Origin of the sequence: Thermopolyspora sp. NPDC052614 (assembly GCF_040678635.1) — a bacterium.
Taxonomy (GTDB): domain Bacteria; phylum Actinomycetota; class Actinomycetes; order Streptosporangiales; family Streptosporangiaceae; genus Thermopolyspora.
The window spans coordinates 51,679-70,212 of record NZ_JBFATZ010000007.1; the positions used below are offsets into that span (position 1 = coordinate 51,679).

Annotated in this window: 13 protein-coding genes; 5 read left to right on the forward strand and 8 right to left on the reverse strand. The window is 70.7% G+C overall.

Going from position 1 to position 18,534, the window contains the following annotated elements:
- Position 1: 1 nt before the first annotated feature.
- The 3 genes from AB0K60_RS17095 to AB0K60_RS17105 all read right to left on the reverse strand — a co-directional run bounded on the left by AB0K60_RS17095 (position 2) and on the right by AB0K60_RS17105 (position 5,386).
- A complete protein-coding gene (locus AB0K60_RS17095) occupies positions 2 to 754 on the reverse strand; it encodes an SDR family oxidoreductase (protein ID WP_364055010.1) in 753 nt (250 codons plus the stop codon).
- On the reverse strand, positions 751 to 3,600 hold the full coding sequence (locus AB0K60_RS17100) for an ATP-binding protein (RefSeq protein ID WP_364055013.1): 2,850 nt from the start codon (positions 3,598 to 3,600) through the stop codon (positions 751 to 753). Before AB0K60_RS17100 ends, AB0K60_RS17095 begins: the two co-directional genes overlap by 4 nt.
- 382 nt (positions 3,601 to 3,982) lie before the next feature.
- Positions 3,983 to 5,386 (reverse strand): FAD-binding oxidoreductase, encoded by a 1,404-nt coding sequence (locus AB0K60_RS17105; RefSeq protein ID WP_364055016.1) that lies wholly within the window; start codon positions 5,384 to 5,386, stop codon positions 3,983 to 3,985.
- Positions 5,387 to 5,584: 198 nt separating this feature from the next.
- On the opposite strand from AB0K60_RS17105, the gene AB0K60_RS17110 reads away from it, so the two are divergent.
- The 3 genes from AB0K60_RS17110 (at position 5,585) to AB0K60_RS17120 (ending at position 8,078) form a co-directional block, all read left to right on the forward strand.
- Complete coding sequence (locus tag AB0K60_RS17110; protein ID WP_364055019.1) at positions 5,585 to 6,625, forward strand: GNAT family N-acetyltransferase; 1,041 nt, start codon at positions 5,585 to 5,587, stop codon at positions 6,623 to 6,625.
- Between the two features lie 51 nt (positions 6,626 to 6,676).
- Positions 6,677 to 7,012: a hypothetical protein gene (locus AB0K60_RS17115; protein ID WP_364055022.1), complete on the forward strand. Its 336-nt coding sequence runs from the start codon at positions 6,677 to 6,679 to the stop codon at positions 7,010 to 7,012.
- A gap of 220 nt (positions 7,013 to 7,232) precedes the next feature.
- Positions 7,233 to 8,078, forward strand: a complete 846-nt coding sequence (locus tag AB0K60_RS17120) for a hypothetical protein (protein WP_364055025.1) — start codon at positions 7,233 to 7,235, stop codon at positions 8,076 to 8,078.
- 54 nt (positions 8,079 to 8,132) lie between these two features.
- Here AB0K60_RS17120 and AB0K60_RS17125 read toward each other — a convergent pair whose 3' ends face one another.
- Together AB0K60_RS17125 and AB0K60_RS17130 are read right to left on the reverse strand one after the other, a co-directional pair.
- On the reverse strand, positions 8,133 to 8,378 hold the full coding sequence (locus tag AB0K60_RS17125; RefSeq protein ID WP_364055028.1) for an HGxxPAAW family protein: 246 nt from the start codon (positions 8,376 to 8,378) through the stop codon (positions 8,133 to 8,135).
- Positions 8,375 to 10,039, reverse strand: coding sequence for an exo-alpha-sialidase (locus AB0K60_RS17130; protein WP_364055031.1), 1,665 nt, complete (start codon positions 10,037 to 10,039; stop codon positions 8,375 to 8,377). The genes AB0K60_RS17125 and AB0K60_RS17130 overlap by 4 nt, the downstream gene beginning before the upstream one ends.
- A 522-nt stretch (positions 10,040 to 10,561) precedes the next feature.
- Here AB0K60_RS17130 and AB0K60_RS17135 point away from each other — a divergent pair.
- Both AB0K60_RS17135 and AB0K60_RS17140 read left to right on the forward strand, forming a co-directional pair.
- The gene (locus tag AB0K60_RS17135) at positions 10,562 to 12,814 is read left to right on the forward strand and encodes a molybdopterin-dependent oxidoreductase (protein ID WP_364055034.1); all 2,253 of its coding nucleotides are present in this window, start codon (positions 10,562 to 10,564) and stop codon (positions 12,812 to 12,814) included.
- A gap of 264 nt (positions 12,815 to 13,078) precedes the next feature.
- Positions 13,079 to 14,638: an FG-GAP repeat protein gene (locus AB0K60_RS17140; protein WP_364055037.1), complete on the forward strand. Its 1,560-nt coding sequence runs from the start codon at positions 13,079 to 13,081 to the stop codon at positions 14,636 to 14,638.
- 215 nt (positions 14,639 to 14,853) lie between these two features.
- Here AB0K60_RS17140 and AB0K60_RS17145 read toward each other — a convergent pair whose 3' ends face one another.
- The 3 genes from AB0K60_RS17145 to AB0K60_RS17155 all read right to left on the reverse strand — a co-directional run.
- Positions 14,854 to 15,702, reverse strand: a complete 849-nt coding sequence (locus tag AB0K60_RS17145; RefSeq protein WP_364055040.1) for an MBL fold metallo-hydrolase — start codon at positions 15,700 to 15,702, stop codon at positions 14,854 to 14,856.
- 676 nt (positions 15,703 to 16,378) lie between these two features.
- Positions 16,379 to 17,233 (reverse strand): SLATT domain-containing protein, encoded by an 855-nt coding sequence (locus AB0K60_RS17150; protein WP_364055043.1) that lies wholly within the window; start codon positions 17,231 to 17,233, stop codon positions 16,379 to 16,381.
- 5 nt (positions 17,234 to 17,238) lie between these two features.
- The coding region (locus tag AB0K60_RS17155) for a WD40 repeat domain-containing protein (protein ID WP_364055046.1) at positions 17,239 to 18,534 on the reverse strand (1,296 nt) is incomplete at its 5' end.

Here is an 18,534-nt window from a genome sequence, read left to right on the forward strand (position 1 = left end):
GTCAGGTGTGGCGAAGCCCTCCGTCGGCGACCAGTTCGGTTCCGTTGAGGAAGGCCGCGCCGCACAGGAAGAGCACCGCCTCGGCGATCTCCCGGGGGGTTCCCAGGCGCTTGACGGGCGTCCTCTGCTCGATTTGCGAGACGTAATCGCTTCCGGCCCGCCGGGTCATCTCGGTGTCGACGTTCCCCGGTGCCACGGAGTTCACCGTCACTCCGCAAGCGCCGCAATCCACGGCCAGCGCCCTCGTGATCGCGTCCATCCCCGCCTTGGACAGCGAGTACGAGAGCACATACGGCGAGGACTTTTCGCCATAAATGCTGGATATGTTGATGATGCGGCCCCAGCGCGCGTCCATCATGCCCTCGATCACGGCCTGGGAACAGAACAGAGAACCCATGACGTTCGTGGTGTACGCCGCGAGCAGAGTGTCCGCCGTCTCGGTGCGCCAACCGGTATTGTTCGGAATGACTCCCGCGTTGTTGACGAGGATCTGCACTGGTTTGCCGAAGGCCGCCCGGATGGTCTCCACCATCTCGCTCACCTCCCTCGCCGAGCCGACATCGGCACGTACCGCGATGGCGCGGCCACCCTCGCGCTCTATGCCGGTAACGGTGCTTTCGGCACCGGCACGGTCCACCAGATAGTTGACCACCGTCAGCGCCCCCTCGGCGGCGAGACGGGAAGCGATCGCCCGTCCGATCCCCCGGCTCGCCCCGGTCACCAACGCGACCTTCCCCTTCACGTCCTGCGTCATGTGGACCTCCACTCGGTGAATTCCCTGGTCGCCATCGGGGGGCCGAGCCGCGGATCCCCCTCCGCACGGCGTCGTCGTCGGTCCGCGTCGAGTATCTCGGGGTGGGAAAAAAGCGTTTCTTTGAGTTCGGCGGCGGTCGTCCTGCGCCGATCCTCCGGATACGGCGACATCGCCGCCTGATATCGCGCGAACATGTCGTCGGCGAGATACGGGCTGAACCGGCACGCCGCGAGAATGCTCCGGGCCATCTCCGCCCCGACCAGGGCGGCGGGGTCCCAGCGGAGCGCTTCGAGGGCCCATTGCATCCGGGCCACCGACTCGAGATCGTGGAATCCGGATTCATGAGCCAGCGCGCCGCACCGGTGAAATGTCTCCCGCGCGTCGACGGTGGGATCGAGGTCCCGTCCGAGCATCGCGGACCAGAGCATGCCCACCAGCTGTCCGTGGGCGTTGTGGCAGGCGCCGAGGTTGGCGGAGGCCCGTTCCAGCGTGGGCGCGGAACGCGGGTCGGATACGGCGATGTACGCCTCGGCCAGGTTCAGCAGGCAGAGTCCCAGCGAGTACGCTTCACCAACGGACTCCTCCAGCTCCAGCGCGCTTTCCAGCAGGGGGACGGCCAGGTCGGGACGGCCACGGTCGAGTTGGGCCCGGCCCAGCCGGTAGGTGGCGATCGCCTGGTAGAGGCGGCTCTCGCCGCCGGAAAGGTGCTTGATGGCCTCTTGACTCCATGAAATCGATTCATCCAGATCTTTCTTGTGCCGATGAAGTTCAGCCAGATTGAGAGCGGCGAGGCCGCGATGATGGTCGTCCCCGGTCTCCACGAAATAGTCATATGCCAGCGTGGAATATTCAATGCCCTGCGCGATTCGCCCCACCAGCCAGCCATGCCAGCCCAGGCTGCTGTGGGCGAGCGCGACGCCGAACTCGTGTCCCGCCGCGGTCCAGTTGGCCAGGCAGTTCTCCAGATCCCCGCGTCCCTGGGCGAAGTCGCCGAGAAAGAGCATCGTGTGGGCCAGCAGAAGCGACACGTGTCCCGCCATCAGCGGCTCGGAGACCCGAGACAGATGCGTCCGGGCGATCGACGAGTACGCCAGTACCTTCGGGCGGCTGCCGGCCACGCCGTACATCTCCGCGGCCTTGGCGGCGAAGAGCGCGGCGTAGTCCTCGAAGCCTTCGCGGACCGCGAGATCGAGCGCGCTGAGGGCGTTCTCGATGGCCGCCTGGACGCTTCCCCGCCGGTGATCCAGATCTATGATCCCGCTGTACGCGCTGAGGCGCAGGCCCGGTGAGCCGCCCCGCGCCCGGATGACGGCGCTCAACGTGCGATGGGCGGTGGCGAGGTCGTTGGCGGCGTACGCGAGCTGGCCGCGATACAGCTTCACGCGGGGATCGTCGGCCGTCCGCGGGGCCGCCTCGATCACCTCGAAGGTCGCGCCGCAGTGCGCGGCCCACACCCGGACGGGGAACGGCCGTACCGTCTCCTCGAAGAGGTCCAACGCCCGCGGCGGATCCACCGCTGCGGTGTGCACGAGCCACTCGTGGAAGGGCCGCCGCCATTCCAGGCTCATCGGCTCCAGGTCCATGCACCGTCGCCGGTAGTACTCCGCCGCCCTGGCCCGGGCCTCGGCCCAGCGCCGGCCGCTCCTGCGGCGGAACTCTTCCTCGATCACCTCCCGGACCATGTCCTTCAGCGCCGGCTTCTGGTCGTCGTGGAAGGCGAGGAAGCTGTACCGAGACAATTCCTCCAGATGGCCGCGGACATCCGAGCCGACGAGGTGCCGGAGGATGTCCTCGTCAAAGGACGAGAGCAGGGACGCGACCTCAACGATCTCCCGCAACAAGGCGTCCTTGTCGTCGAGCTCACGGAGGAAACGCTGTGCGACCCGGCTTCGGACGTACGCGAGCCCGCCGATGTCCTTGATGGGGGCGTGCTCCCCGGCTTGCAGGGCGGCGGCCTCCACCGTGAGTTCGAGAGCCCAGGGATGCCCTCCCGTGAAGGTCGCCAGCGCGTGCCGTACCTGCCGGTCAAGAACGCCGACCCGGTCGAGGTAGTGTCCGATCTCTCGCGGGGACAGCGGCTGCAGTTCCCACTGGCCGATGACGCGAGCGTAATCCGACCACAGCGCGTCGACGGCGTGCAACGGCTCGCGCCCTGCGGTGATCAGCACGGTGGTGGTGGGCATGCGCTCCACCAGTGCTTCGCGTATCCACCGATCGCTCTCGGACGTGATCACCTCGTAGAAGTCGATGAACAGGAATATCCGCTGGATTCTTCCGGCTCGGGCCAGCCCGTCCAAGAACTCGTCGGTGATGACGCGGGGCCCGTGGAGGAACGCGGTCGCCTCCTTGCCGCTGAGAACCTGGGACAGGAAATTGCGCAGGCGCTCCTCACCGATGGCGCCGCTGACGAAGGCGCCCAGCGGTCCGGTCGCCGCCTCCGCGGCTTTGAGGGTGCCTCGGAGCAGCGGGGCCGCGACGGGCCGAACCCGCGCGGCGATCTCGTCGTAGCTGCGGAGATGCGCGTCAAGCCTGCGGAAGGGCTTGGCGGGAAGGTGCGCGCGCCACGCGCGGATGAGGTCGATGGGCGAGGTGACCCGATCCGCGACCGCCATGCCGACCACCCCCTGGCGGGCCCGCGCGATCGCGGCGAGTTCGTCCAGCAAGGAGGACTTTCCGATGCCGCCGACCCCGTAGTAGTGGAGTACGTGGCGACGGGGTTCCGCGGCGAGTACCGCCTCGTTCAGGAAGGCGGATTTTTCGGCGTCTCGGCCTACAAACGTACTTTGGCGTGCACGGCGAAGCCGGTCCCCGACCGTCTCCTCGTGCCCGTCTTGCCGATCGGTCACGTTCGCCCCTTATGCGTGGCGATGAGGCCATGATCTATGAGAACGCAGAGAAGTGTCGCTTGATGTCGATAATACTAAATAGCATGATTTGGCGGTGGCAGTCATCTTCTCTGATCATTCATTATAGCGCTCGGGGTCGGCACGATCGTGCCTCGCCGTAACCATGGCAATTCTGTGGAAGACCGAAGTCGATTGCCCGCATGTCGCCGCAACCCGGCTATTTCCCGTTAAGCGCGGGGCGATGTAGGCCGCAATTGAGGTTTTGGGGAGGCCGATGTGTTTTCGGGTGTCGGCGGTACGGAGGAGGCGAGACTTGTGCACCTCTGCCTCTACGGCTCTAGGTTCGGGCCCGGCGGTTCGCAGGTGGCAGTCGCAGTACGGTTCATCTCCCGGTGAGTCTGTCGGCGAGGCGGGCCAGGGCCGAGGTGCGGGACAGGCCGGCGCGCTCGCGGGCGTCGGCGACCCGGTAGAGGCGGTACATGGCGTGGACGCCGAGCCAGCGCAGCGGCTCGGGTTCCCAGGGGCGGACCCGGCGGTTGACCCAGGGCAGGACGGTCAGGTCGGTGTCGTGGCCGAGGATGAGGTCGCGGAGGGTACGGCCCGCGAGGTTGGCGGTGGCGACGCCGTGGCCGGTGTAGCCGCCGGCCCAGCCGAGGCCGGTGGCCGGGTCGAGGCCGACGGTGGCGCACCAGTCGCGGGGGACGGCCAGGACGCCTGACCAGGCGTGGGCGACCCTGGCGCCGGAGGCGGCGGGGAACATGGCGATCAGCAGGTTCCACAGGGCCTCGACGGTCCAGGCGTGGGTGTGGCCGCGGCGGTCGATGCGCGAGCCGTACAGGTAGGGCTTGCCGCGGCCGCCGAAGGCGATGCGGCCGTCGGCGGTGCGCTGGGCGTACATGTAGTAGTGGGCCATGTCGCCGAGGAGCTCGTTGCCGGACCAGCCGATGGCGTCCCAGACGTCCGGCGGGAGGGGCTCGGTGACGATGAGGGAGCTGTTCATCGGAAGCCACTGGCGGTGGGTGGCGGGGAAGGTCGCGGTGAAGCCCTCGGTGGCGCGGACGACGTGGGCGGCGCGCACGATGCCCCGGGGGGTGCGGGCCTCGCCGGGGGCGATCTCGGTGACGGGGGTGCGCTCGTAGAGGTCGACGCCGAGGCGGCGGACGGCGGCGGCGAGGCCGCGGGCGAGCCTGGCCGGCTGGACGCGGGCGCAGTGCGGGGTCCAGGCGGCTCCGGTGGCGCCGGCGACGCGCAGGCGGGGGGTGAACTCGTCGAGGGGGAGCGGGCGCAGGTCCTCCTCGTGCCAGCCCCAGGCGCGGTCGTCGTCGATCATCCCGCGCAGGCGGGCCTGCTGGGCGGCGTTGCGGGCGACGTGGAACATGCCGCCCTTGACGATGTCGGCGTCGATGCCCTCGTCCTTCGCGGCCGCGATGACCTCGTCGACCGTGTCGAACATGGCCCGCTGGAGGCGTACGGCGGCGTCGTGGCCGTGGGTGGCGGCGTACCGTTCGCGGGAGCCGGCGAGCTCGGCGGTGACCCAGCCGCCGTTGCGGCCGGAGGCGCCGAAACCGGCGAACTCCCTCTCCAGGACGACGACGCGCAGGCCGGGGTCCGCCTTCTTCAGGTAGTAGGCGGTCCACAGGCCGGTGTAGCCGCCGCCGACGATCGCCACGTCCGCGTCGCGGTCGCCGTCGAGAGGGTCGCCGGGGGCGGGCAGGCCGATCGCGCGGTACCAGAACGAGACGTCGCCGTTGACGAAGTCATCGGACAGCGGGACATGCATGGTCATAACGCCAATACTGCTCTATCCGTGCCTTGATCGGCATCTTGCGACGGAAAGCGTTGCGAAGCTGGCTTTTGGCCAACTTTTCCGGGCGAAACTGCACGATCACTCGTGTGTAGCAATCGCGTAACAGTGGTGGGGCAGTCTTGTCAGCGGACGGAGGGAGTGTTAGACGCCATGGGGTTCCTGAGGATTCGCACGACGGTGGACGAACGACCGGGCCGGCTGGCCTCGCTGGCCGCGGCCATCGCCGCCAAGGGAGGGAACATCCTCGGCCTGAGCGTGCATCCGGACGCCGACGGCACCGTGGACGAGTTCGTCGCCGACATTCCCGCCTCGACCGACAGCGTACGGCTGGCGCTTGAGGAGGCCGGCGGCAGGCGCGTCCAGGTGGTCCCGGCCACCGCCCACGAGCTCACCGACGAGCCGACCCGGGTCCTGCTGCTCGCCGCCCGGCTGCGCGCCGTCCCCTGGCGGCTGCCCGAGGTGCTCGGCGAACTGCTCCGCGCCGACGACGCCCGCTGGGTGTACGGCGCCGAGATGAGCGACCTGCCCGACCCGACGCTGCTCACGGTCCCGGTCGCGCCCCGCCGCGCGGTACGCCTGCGCCGCGCCGGCCTGCCGTTCACGCTCACCGAGGCCGCCCGCGCCGCCGCCCTGGTCCGCCTCGCCCAGCCGCCCGCCGACCACACCACCGGCTCCGAGCGCCCGGTACGGCTCACCGACGGCGTCGAGGTACAGGTGCGCCCGCTGACCATGATGTACCGCGAGGCAGTACGCGACCTGCACGAACGCTGCTCCCCGGAAACCCGCCGCTACCGCTACTTCACCGCCATGCCCGCCCTGCCGCCACGCGCCTTCGAGCGGCTCTGCGACCGCACCCGGGGCCAGACGGTGGTCGCGTGCCACGACGGGCAGGTCGTCGCCATCGCCTCACTGATGTTCACGCCCGAGCCCGGCATCGGCGAGATCGCCCTGCTCGTGGAGGACCGCTGGCAGGGCCGCGGCCTCGGCAAGGCCCTGATGACCATGCTCCTGCAGTCCGCCCGCGACCTGGGCCTCGCCGAGGTCAGGGCCGCCATGCTCTCCGACAACGCCCGCATGCGCCGCCTGCTGGTGTCCCTCGGCGCGACCCTGTCGTACACCGACGACCCCGGCCTGATCGACGCCCGCATCGCGGTCGGCGTGATGCCCGCGCCGCCGCGTACCGGCACCCAATCGGAGGTGGCCGCCCGGGCGAGCTGAACCCCCGGCCTCGGACCCCGGCACGGCGCCCTGTCTCCTGGTGGCATTCCGGTGTTCGAATCGCCGCTGAGGGACGATGCTTGCGGATTCTTCGGCACCTACGCGAAGATCACCTTTCCGGTGTGGAGATCTTTCATGGTGGCGGAGGGGCTATGGCATCCCCAATTGGGGATCTGGTGGTGGATCGTCTGGATGAACGGCCGGTTCGGCAGGGTCAACGCGATTGAGCTGGGTGTGGGTGCCACAGAAGAACACGCCTTCTATACAGCGAACCGTGACCATCTGGATCGGCGGCCCTTGTTCACATTGCGTCCCAAAGCCAATATCGAAGGCGTTCATATTGCCCGCACTGCTTTCGCAGAGTCGTTCCTCTCTTTTTCATCCTGATCGTGGGCCTGCCGAGACCGCCGGCCGCGGCGCCGGTGACAGGTTGACCGTGTAACGGTGCAGGAGGTTCGCTGGGCCCTGCCGTACGCCCGTCCTGGTCATGCAGAGGCGTTCGGTGACGCGCTCGAAGGCGCGGTTCCCGTGGTCGATCTCGGCGTCGTCATGGGAGACAGGGGAACATGGCGGTGCGGTCGGACGTATCTGGGTATTTCCAGCACCGATGGATCTTGACGAGGCCGCGGACCGGCTCTATGGCGTGGCGCCGGCGGAGTTCGTCGCGGTTCGTGAGGAACTCCGGCGGCGGGCGCGGGAGAGCGGCGACGCCGCTCTGGCGCGTGCCATCGCCGGGCTGCGTAAACCGACGGTGGCCGCGTGGGCCGTCAATCAGGTGGCCCGCGACCATCGGGAGGGCCTGGACGAGCTGCTTGAGGTCGGGGAGCGGCTGCGGCGGGCCTGGAGGGACCAGGACGCGGCCACCCTGGCCGAGCTGACCGCACGCCGCTCCACGGTGACCGGGCGCCTGTCGCGGCTGGTCAGGCGTACGGCGGAGGAACGCGGCCAGGCGCTGTCCGGCGCGGCCCTCAACGAGGTGGAGCAGATCCTCGACGCCACGGTGGTCGACGCCGACGCCGCCGATCAGGTACGGCGGGGCCGCCTGGTCCGCGCGCCCGGTTACCGCGGCTTCGCCCCCTCGCCCGGCGAAGCGGAGAAGCCCGCGAAGAAGACCGACGCGCGGGCGGGGGCGGCGGAGGAAGGCCGGGCCGCCGGACGGGAACGTCGGCGTGAGGCTCGTCAGGACGCCGCCGAGGCCGCCGCGCGGGCCGCCGCCGAGGCCGAGCGCGGCCACGCCGAATGGCGGGCCGAACTGGCCCGCGTGGAAGAGGAGCATCGGCGGCAGGCGGAACTCGTCGGGGATCTGGAGTCCCGCCTGGCGGATGCCCGCGAGCGGCTGAGGGCCGTCGAACGACGGCTCGGCGTCGTCCGGCGCGATGAGGGCAAGGCTCGTCGCGAGGCGGCCGCGTCGCGCCGTCGGGCGGATGAGGCCCGCCGTGCGCTCAAGGAGTGACCCGGCCGCCTTTCGGGATGACGCCGACGGCCGCTGGACGGCCGATCACGGTCGTCAGCGGGACTTGATGGGCTGGGCCGGGATGGTGCGCGGCTTGTCCAGAATCACGTCGCTGTAGATGTCGACGATCAGGCCGATGATGCCGCCGACGACGATCGGGCCCAGACCGCCCGCCCAGAACAGGCCCCAGTTCGGGCCGTCCGTCAGCGCGTAACCACCGATCAGGAACCCGGCGAAGATCACGATGACCGCGATCCACGACTTGGGCCTGCCGAGGTGGCTTTCCTTGTGCTCGCTCATGTTGCCTTTCCTGTCCGAGGGGCTTGGTGGGCCTTCCAGCGGCGAACGGGAGTCATGGTATGCCAGCCCGGCCCCGCATCGTGCGCCGCCCTCCTTCGCAGCGCCGTCGGGGCGGCCGGGGCGGGGGCGGGCGTGCCGCCGGTGATCGGGAGTCCCCCGGTGACGGTGAACATGTGCTGGGCGAACGTCGTCCCGGAGTTCGCGGACGCGGCCGAGAAGACGGGGTAGGCGTTGCCGCCGGGGACGACGGAGGTGGAGATGCGGTCTCCGCCCGTCCGGTCCCGCATGGCGCCGGGCAGCCAGGACGGATCCATGGGGCCGGCGAGCCGTACCGGGGCCGACCAGGACGCGCCACCGTCGGTGGAGGTGACGTACTCGACCGTGAAACGGCAGGTCTCGGGCGCGCAGCCGGAGCCGGAGCGACGGCGGTAGGCGACGGCGAGCCGGGCCGACCCGTCGGAGGCCGAGCGGTCCACCCCGATCCCCGGATCGAAGTGATCGCCTTCGCCGTCCGTCACCCGGGTCACCGGCCCCCAGTCGATGCCGTTGGCCGAGGTGCTCATCACGATGTCGTTGCCCGCGCACCCGTCCTGGAAGCGGCAGTCCTGCCACACCACGTAGACCCGCCCGGCGGCGTCGATCTCCGCCGACGGCGGCGCGGGCGTACGCGGGCCCGTCGCCGCGGGCGTCCGCACCTCGGCGACCGGCACGCTGGCCCGCCAGCTCGACCCGCCGTCCGCGGAGCGGAAGGAGCGGATCCGCCGTTCGTCGCCGAACGGCACGATCACCGTGCCGTCCCGCTGCACCACCGGCTGCCCGCCGACGCCGGAGGCCCGGTCGCCGGTCTCCGACGCGGGCTCCCAGGTGAGCCCGCCGTCCGCCGACCGCGACATCTTGATCCGGTCTCCGGACGCCCGGTCGCTCCACTGGCTGTAGCAGTTGCCGTAGAACGGGCTGGACGGGGTGGTGTCGCAGACGATCCAGTTCTCGTGAGGGTCGTTTCCGCTGCTCACCAGCACCGGGGTGCTCCAGGTGCGCCCTCCGTCCGTGGAGCGGCTGACCACGACTCCCGCGCCGCCGCCGGAGTCGCTCACCGCCAGGCTGCTCACCAGCCAGGTGTCGTGTCGCGCGTCGAAGCCCACGACCGGGTGACCGACCCGCTCGTACGGCCCGCCCTGAACGCGGGTCAGGCCCGGCACCACCCCCCGCGTCCACGTGACCCCGTTGTCGGCGGAGGTGGCGAAGACGATGCCGGTCGCGCCCCCATCGGCGAACGGCCCGGCCCCGCCGACGGCGACGATGGTCGAACCGGAGTGGAAGGTGTCGACGACGGCCACGCTCCGGTGGATGCCGTCCCCGTTCACGAACGGATCGGTGCCGAGGCGCGTGAGCCTCACTCCGGCCGCCGCGCGTACTCCCGGCCCTGCGGACGTGGCCGCGTCGCCTCCGGAGGCGGCGGGGGAGGGGGTCGCGAGCGGGGACGGGCTCTCCGGGGCCGGGGTCTCCCGATGATCCGAGCCCTCGGCCGCCGGGGTGCGGCTCGGCTCGGGCTCGGACGACGGAGTGGCGCTCGGAGAGGGGTTCGCCCGCTCGGGTACGTCGGCGGGCGCGGCGAGGCCGGTCAGCGCCGGAACGGTGGCGAAGAGGACCGCGGCCGTCACGGCGGGCAGGACGGCTGCGGGCCGTGCCCTCGACGCCCTCGACGCCCTCGACGCTCTTGACGCCCTCGACTCGTGCGGCCGGGGCGGGGGAGCGGCGGACCGATCCGGAAGCCGAGGCGTCCGGCTCGTGTCCCGGTCCGGATACATCGTCCACCTTTCTGAAGCAGCGGCTGACGCCGCGTCGACGCGAGGTCCGCCCTGCGGACGCGTCGCCACGGTCCGCCGCAGGCAAACGGCGGCCGAGCGAAATGATCAATATTGCCCGCGTCGCAGGATAGGCGGTGGCCGTACGACGGGTTCATGAGAGCGTGCGCCGGATGCCCATTCATGGCCTCACATAGACGTGCTCATGCCGAAGTGGTCCCTTCTCATGACTCGTCCTGGCGGAGCCGTTGGCCGACCAGGGGAAGCCGGGGCGTGTGCCCGGAGGTCCGGGGCCGCGGCATCGGGGAGCAGACAAATCTTCTGGTTGGGTTTACGCTGAGTCTCAAAAGTGGATTCAGAAGGCCGGGAGGGGTTCGGATGGACGGTGAGTGGCGGCCGACCGCCTGTGTGCTGTGCGCGTGCAACTGCGGCGTCGAGGTCAAGGTGGAGGGCAGGCGGCTGGCCCGGATCCGGGGCGACAAGGCGCACCCGTCCTCGCAGGGCTACACCTGCGAGAAGCCACTGCGGCTCGACCACTACCAGAACGGCGCCGACCGCCTCACCCACCCGCTGCGCCGCCGCCCGGACGGCACCTTCGAACGCGTCGACTGGGACACCGCCATCGCCGAGGTGGCCGAGCGCCTGGCGGCCGTGCGCGACACCGCGGGCGGGGAGACGATCTTCTACTACGGCGGCGGCGGGCAGGGCAACCACCTGGGCGGCTCGTACGGCGGAGCCGTCATGCGGGCCCTCGGCGCCCGATACCGCTCAAACGCGCTCGCCCAGGAGAAGACCGGCCTGTTCTGGGTGAACGACCAGATGTTCGGCGACATCGCCACCGGCGACTTCGAGCACTGCGAGGTCGCGCTGTTCATCGGCAAGAACCCCTGGCAGTCGCACGGCATCCCGCGCGCCCGCCCCACCCTGCGGAAGATCGCCCGCGACCCGTCCCGCTGCCTGATCGTCATCGACCCCCGCCGCACCGAGACCGCCGAGATCGCCGACATCCACCTCGCGCCCCGCCCCGGCACCGACGCGTGGCTGCTGGCCGCCCTCGCCGGAACGCTGGTGCAGGAGAACCTCATCGCCCGCGAGTGGCTCGACGAGCACGCGGTCGATCTGGACCAGGTCATCGCCGTCCTCGCCGAGGTGCCGATCGCCGAATACGCCGAGATCTCGGGCGTACCGGAGGGCCTGCTGCGCGGCACCGCCCGCCGCATCGCCGCCGCCGACGGCGTCGCCGTCTTCGAGGACCTCGGCGTCCAGATGAACCTGCACTCCACACTCAACAGCTACCTCGACACCCTCCTCTACCTGCTTACCGGCAACTTCGGCCGCATCGGCACCAACAACCCGCCGATCATGCTCGCGCCGCTCGCCGCCCCCTCCCACTGGAGCGCCAAACGCGACCGCTTCAGCCCCGTCGCCGGCGCCCGCATCATCTCCGGCCTGGTCCCCGCCAACGTCGTCGCCGAGGAGATCCTCACCGACCACCCGGCCCGCTACCGCGCGATGATCGTCGAATCGGCGAACCCCGCCCACTCCGTCGCCGACTCCCCGCGCATGCGCGAGGCCCTCGCCGCCCTGGACCTGCTCGTCGTCATCGACGTCGCGATGACCGAGACCGCCCGCCTGGCCGACTACGTCCTGCCCGCCCCCTCCCAGTTCGAGAAGTGGGAGGCCACGTTCTTCAACCTGGAGGCCCCCGCCAACTACTTCCACCTGCGCCGCCCCCTGCTCGACCCGCCCCCCGGCACCGACCTGCTGCCCGAGCCCGAGATCCACGCCCGCATCTGCGAGGCCCTCGGCGCCGTCCCCGACCTGACGCCTCTGCACGAGGCGGCGTCCCGGGGCCGCGCCGCCTTCGCCGAGGCGTTCCTCCAGGCCGTCACCGCCGACCCGGCCCTCGCCAAGGTCGCCCCCGTCGCCCTCTACCGCACCCTCGGCCCCACCCTCCCGCACGGCGCGGCGGCCGCCGCCTCGATCTGGCCCCTCGCCCACCGGGTCGCCGCCACCCGCCCCGACGCCGTACGGCGGGCCGGCATCATCGGCGAAGGACTCGAACTCGGCGAGAACCTCTTCGACGCGATCCTGAACAGCCCCTCCGGCGTCGTCTACGCCCTCGACAAGGACGACGACGGCCTGCGCCGCGTCGCCACCCCCGACGGCAAGATCCACCTGGCCATCCCGGACCTGCTCGCCGAGCTCGCCGCCCTCGGCGACGGCCCCGCCACCGACCCCGCGTACCCGTTCGTGCTCTCGGCGGGCGAACGCCGCGCCTTCACCGCCAACACCATCTACCGCGACCCGGCCTGGCGCCGCCGCGACGCCTCCGGCGCCCTGCGCATCAGCCCCAAGGACGCCGCCGACCTCGGCATCGCCACCGGCTGCGCCGTACGCGTCACCACCAGACGCGGCACCGTCGAGGCCATCGCCGAACTCACCGACGCCGTCCAGCCCGGCCACATCACCCTGCCGAACGGCCTCGGCCTGACCTACCCGGACGACTCCGGCGAACCCGTCCGGACCGGCACCCCGCCGAACGAACTCACCGCCTCCGAGGACCGCGACCCGTACGCCGGAACTCCCTGGCACAAGCACATCCCGGCGCGGGTCGAGCCGGTGCGGTAGCCGTACGGCTGCCATCGAGGGGCCATCGAGGGCGATCGAGGGCCCTCGATGGCCCTCGATGGCTATCGAGGCGGAGCCGTCCCTGCCGGGCCTCAGCCTCGCCTGCTCACGACGGCCCAACCAGCGATCACGGACGATCCACGCACGATTACGCACAAGTGACAACGGCGCGCCCAACATGCGTAAAAGGAAGCGGAACCTCAGGTCCGGCCCTGGTGTCATTCCCGCGGGGGCCCGGGATCTCAGGAAACGAGGTACCCGCGCATGTTCACAACGCGACGCGTCGCCGCGCTCACGGCCGCGATGATCGCCGGGGCGCTGCTCACGATCCCGCCCGCCGCGGCGGCCCACGCCGACGCCTCCAGGGCGATCGGCGACTTCGACTTCGACGGCTACGACGACCTCGTGGTCGCCTCGCCGCTGGAGGACATCGGCGGCGCCCAGGACGCCGGCGTCGTCCGGGTCTTCTACGGCGGACCGGACGGCCCCGGCTCCGGCGGCATCCAGACCATCCACCAGAACGCCGGCAACATCGACGGCAACGCCGAGGCCGGCGACCGGTTCGGCGCCGCCGTCGCCGTCGGGCACCTCATGAACGGCGCCGGACCCGAGCTGGTCATCGGCGTCCCCGGGGAGGACGACGACGAGATCGGCGGGCGCGCCGACTCCGGCGTCGTGCACGTCCTCTCCGGAGCCACCGGCTCCGAGCTCAACCTCTCGGCCACCCTCACCCTGAAGCAGCCCTTCGCCGAGGTCGAGGCCGGCGACCAGTGGGGCAGCGCCCTCGCCGTCGGCCGCGTCGGCCGCTCCGGCAGCGACCTGGCCGTCGGCGCGCCCGGCGAGGACATCAACGTCGCCGACGCCGGAGCCGTCGACGTGCTCCACTTCGAGGGCGGCGCCTTCACCGGCGACATCCGCAAGCTGCACCAGGACGAGACCCTCGTCGAGGGCGTCGCGGCGGCCGGGGACCGGTTCGGCGCGTCCGTGACGATGGGGAACTTCAACAACGACTCCTTCGACGACGTCGCCGTGGGCGTGCCCGCCGACCAGCCCGGCGCGATCGACCCCGGCGGCGAGGTCAACGTCTTCTACGGCGGCAACCCGCTGCCGCTGTCGTTCGACACCGACCAGTTGTGGCGGCAGGACATGCTCAACGGCAGCCGGGAGGCCGAGGACGACTTCGGCGCGGTCGTGGCCGCGGGCGACTTCGACGGCGGCGCCGACGACCTGGTCATCGGCGTCCCCGGCGAGAACGGCGACGCCGGCGTCGTCCACATCCTGTACGGCACCGGCGCCGGCCTGTCCACCGCGCGTGCCCAGGGCTGGACGCAGAACACCGCGGGCATGTCCGACGCGTTGGAAGGCGGCGACCGCTTCGGCGAGTCCGTGGCCCCCGGCGACTACAACGGAGACGGCCGCGACGACCTGGCCATCGGCGTCCCGTTCGAGTCCGGGGCCGGGGCCGTGCACATCATCTACGGCGAGAACGACGGCCCCCAGTCGCCCAACGACCCCGCGCTCGGCACCGACCACCAGGACTTCTTCGTCCAGGCGTCGGTCGGCGCGACCCCCGAGCCCGGCGACCGCTTCGCCTTCAGCCTCGCCGCCGGTGACTACAACGACAACAACAAGGCCGACCTGACCATCGGCATCCCCGGCGAGGACATCTCGGGCCAGTCCGGCGCCGACCACGGCCAGCTCGTCGTCGTCTTCGGCAAGAACCCCCTCATCGGCTTCGGCGGCCTCGACCCCGACGACCACCTGTTCATCCAGCGCCCCTCCACCACCCAGGCGGGCGGCCAGTTCGCCGCTGTCCTTCACTGAACCCGGCCACCCTGTGAGCGCTCGGCGGCAACCCGGTTGACCGGGCGCCACCTCGCGGCACCGCATCGACCGGCCCGGCCTCCATCACGACGGGCAGGTGAAGGAAGGCCGCGGTTCCTCACACCCGCGGCCTTCCATGCCTGCCTCGAAATGAGGAGCCCGGCTCCCGAAGCCGGCGATGTCGTCCACGTGACGTTGGGTGGTCTTCCCGAACGTCACGACTCCGCGTCCGTGCTCTCGTCATGCGGATGCTCGGCGCACAGGCAGCCGACACCCTTCTCGATCCACTCCTGTCCCTCCCACTCCGGGTGGCGCTCGATCATCAGCGCCTTGACCTCCTCGACGATCGTCTCCTCGCTCATCGCCGAGTCGCGACGCCGCCAGGTCTCGTCGCGGAGCAACTCGAGATAGTCGCGGACGTCGGCCAGCAGCTGCGGGCCGCCGACGTCACCGTGACCGGGCACCACCACCCGCGGGTTCTCGGCGGCCAGCCGCCTCATCACCTCGAGCCAGCGAACGCCGGACACGTCCGTGTGGTACGGCGGGAGCCACGGGAAGATGGAGAACTGCCCGGTCTCCACCAGGTCGCCGGTGAACACCACGCCGGCGTCGGGAACCGTGATCACCTGGTCGCCCTTGCTGTGCGCCGTCCCGACGGCCCGCAGGTGCACCACCCGGCCGCCGAGGTCGAGATCATGGGAGTCGTCGTAGACGACGTCCGGCGCGACCAGTTCGACGCCCTCCAGTTGCCGGGCGACGGGCGCGCCGAGCCCCCGGAACGATTCGAGGTACCCGGGGCCCTCCGCGACCAGGTCGTCGGCCTGCTGCCTGTTGAGCACGAAGGTCGCTTCCCCGGCGAAGACCTGCGCGCCGAAGGCGTGCTCGGGGTGGGCATGGGTCGTGGTCAGGTACAGCCTGCGGCCCTTGGCGTAGTCGGCCGCGAACTTCAGCACCCTCTCGGCGCTGGCCGGGCCCAGGCCGGTCTCGACGACCAGCACCGAGTGCGTGCCGCCGATGACGCCGATGTTGGGCACCAGCTGCACGCCCCGGTTCGGGATCACCATCAGGTCGCGGGCAGGCTCCTGAACGTCCGAAAAGTCCGCGACAAAGTCAGGCCCTGGGTATTCGGTCAAAATCCGGCTCCTCACAATCAACATGAGCGCCGTCGGCGCAGCCCGCCGAATGGGCCGGACCGTACGGCGAGGCCTAGGGGATGGCTCGCACTTAACAATCATGCACCCGATCTTCAACGCGATGCGCAGCCCGACGCCGGATGGGTCACGCTGGTCCCGGTCCGACTCATGCGCGGCGTCCAGGAACTCGACCGCCTCGGCCGCAATCCGGACGGCTACGACGACCTCGTGGTCGCCTCGCCGCTGGAGGACATCGGCGGCGCCCAGGACGCCGGCGTCGTCCGGGTCTTCTACGGCGGCCCGGACGGCCCCGGCTCCGGCGGCATCCAGACCATCCACCAGAACGTCGGCGACAACGACGCCTTCGACGACCTCGCCGTGGGCGTGCCCCCCGACCAGCCCCCCCCGACCAGCCCCCCCCAACCAGCCCGGCGCCATCGACCCCGGCGGCGAGGTCAACGTCTTCTACGGCGGCAACCCGCTGCCGGGGACGGCGGCTCCGCGCCGGCCGGACGACAGCCCGCTCATCCGCTCGTTCGCCCGTATCGCCGCGTCCCTTCTCCGCGCGGCCTGTGCGGCGGGCTGAGCACCTCAGACGTTGGTCACGTCAGTTTCGGCCCGGCTGGGACTGCTGGAGCAGGGCCATGCCGCTCTGGAACTCGTTGATCCACTCCGACGTCTCGTCGATCATGATCGTGGAGATGTCCTCCGCGAAGGAGCGCAGCAGGTCGAGATACTCCTGCACGTGAGCGGTGTCCGCGTTCCCGCCGTCGGCGGCCGTGTCGGCCGAGGCGGTGGTGATCGCCTCGGTGGCGCTGAGAGCCGCCCAGTCGAGTTGGAACCGCTGCAGCCGCTGGTGAATCCTCTGCGCGGTGATCATGTCGCGCATCCACCGGGACGACAGACCGAGGAAATGGTCGATGGCCACGCAGACGCCGGCCCCGGCCAGCAACACATATCCCCATCCCAGGCCCGTCCCGGAAGCGGCCGCGCTGACCAGCGGCTGAAGCCCGCCCGCCGCCCCGAGCACGATCGCCAAAACCCGAAGCGCACGGCTGCTGGCCCGCTTACGCAGCCGATCCCGCATGTACCAGTCATACGCTTCGATCGCCCGCCGCTCCGCGTCCAGATACATCCGGCTCAGCACCTCATGCGGCTGTCTCCACTCCTCGGGGGTCAGCAATGGGAATGGATGAGCCCGCAAATCGGCCCGGCCCGATCCACCCCTCAGCCGCCTACTAGCGCGAGGCTGCTCCTGTGTCTGGTCCCGCCCGGGTCGACTGGGTGGTTGAGGAATGTCGGCGTCTGGAGGGACGGCGTCGGCGGCGAGAGTTGGCTGCGACAGGGGGAAAGCTGCTCCACCGGGAGGGGGCGGAGGCTGGGGCGAGAGGGATGCCCTTTGCCTGCCCGGTGTTGCTGCGGGCGTTCGAGGGACGTCCTTGTCGTGTTCATCCGTGGACATGTCGGTCAGTCCTCCTGGCGTCCACGGGACAGTTCGGTGAGTGGAGTGTCAATGGGAACCCGCCTCAGCGCGGGGATGTACGGGTCGAGTTCGCCTGGCGCGAAGGCACAGAGGTTGATCGCCCACCAGAAGAATCCGGCGGGATTGCCGTCGAATTTGTACGTGAGGCCGTCAGGGCTGAATGCCGCTGCGCCTGTCGGCAACGGTAGGACGATGGCCACGCAGTCCCCACCGCGTGCACTCCACATACGAACCGTGCCGTCGCTGCCTGCGGTGGCCAGGTGGGTGCCGTCGGGGCTGTAGGCGAGGGCGTTGACCCAGTTGGTGTGGCCTTCGAGGGTGCGCAGGTGGGTGCCGGTGGCGGGGTCCCATATCCGTACGGTGTGGTCGCTGCCTGCGGTGGCCAGGTGGGTGCCGTCCGGGCTGTAGGCGAGGGCGTTGACCCAGTTGGTGTGGCCTTCGAGGGTGCGCAGGTGGACGCCGGTGGCGGGGTCCCATATCCGTACGGTGCGGTCCCTGCCTGCGGTGGCCAGGTGGGTGCCGTCGGGGCTGTAGGCGAGCGAGCGTACCCAGTCGGTGTGGCCTTCGAGGGTGCGCAGGTGGGTGCCGGTGGCGGGGTCCCATATCCGTACGGTGTGGTCGTCGCTTGCGGTGGCCAGGTGGGTGCCGTCGGGGCTGTAGGCGACGGCGATGACACAGTCGGTGTGGCCTTCGAGGGTGCGCAGGTGGACGCCGGTGGCGGGGTCCCATATCCGTATGGTGCGGTCGCTGCCTGCGGTGGCCAGGTGGGTGCCCTCGGGGCTGTAGGCGACGGCGATGACACAGTCGGTGTGGCCTTCGAGGGTACGCAGGTGGACGCCGGTGGCGGGGTCCCATATCCGTACGGTGCGGTCGCTGCCTGCGGTGGCCAGGTGGGTGCCGTCGGGACTGTAGGCGAGCGAGCGTACCCAGTCGGTGTGGCCTTCGAGGGTGCGCAGGTGGGTGCCGGTGGCGGGGTCCCATATCCGTATGGTGCGGTCGCTGTTTGCGGTGGCCAGGTGGGTGCCGTCGGGGCTGTAGGCGAGGGCGTTGACCCGGTTGGTGTGGCCTTCGAGGGTGTGCGGGTGGACGCCGGTGGCGGGGTCCCATATCCGTACGGTGTGGTCGTCGCTTGCGGTGGCCAGGTGGGTGCCGTCGGGGCTGTAGGCGAGGGCGTTGACCCGGTTGGTGTGGCCTTCGAGGGTGCGCAGGTGGGTGCCGGTGGCGGGGTCCCATATCCGTATGGTGCGGTCGCTGCCTGCGGTGGCCAGGTGGGTGCCGGT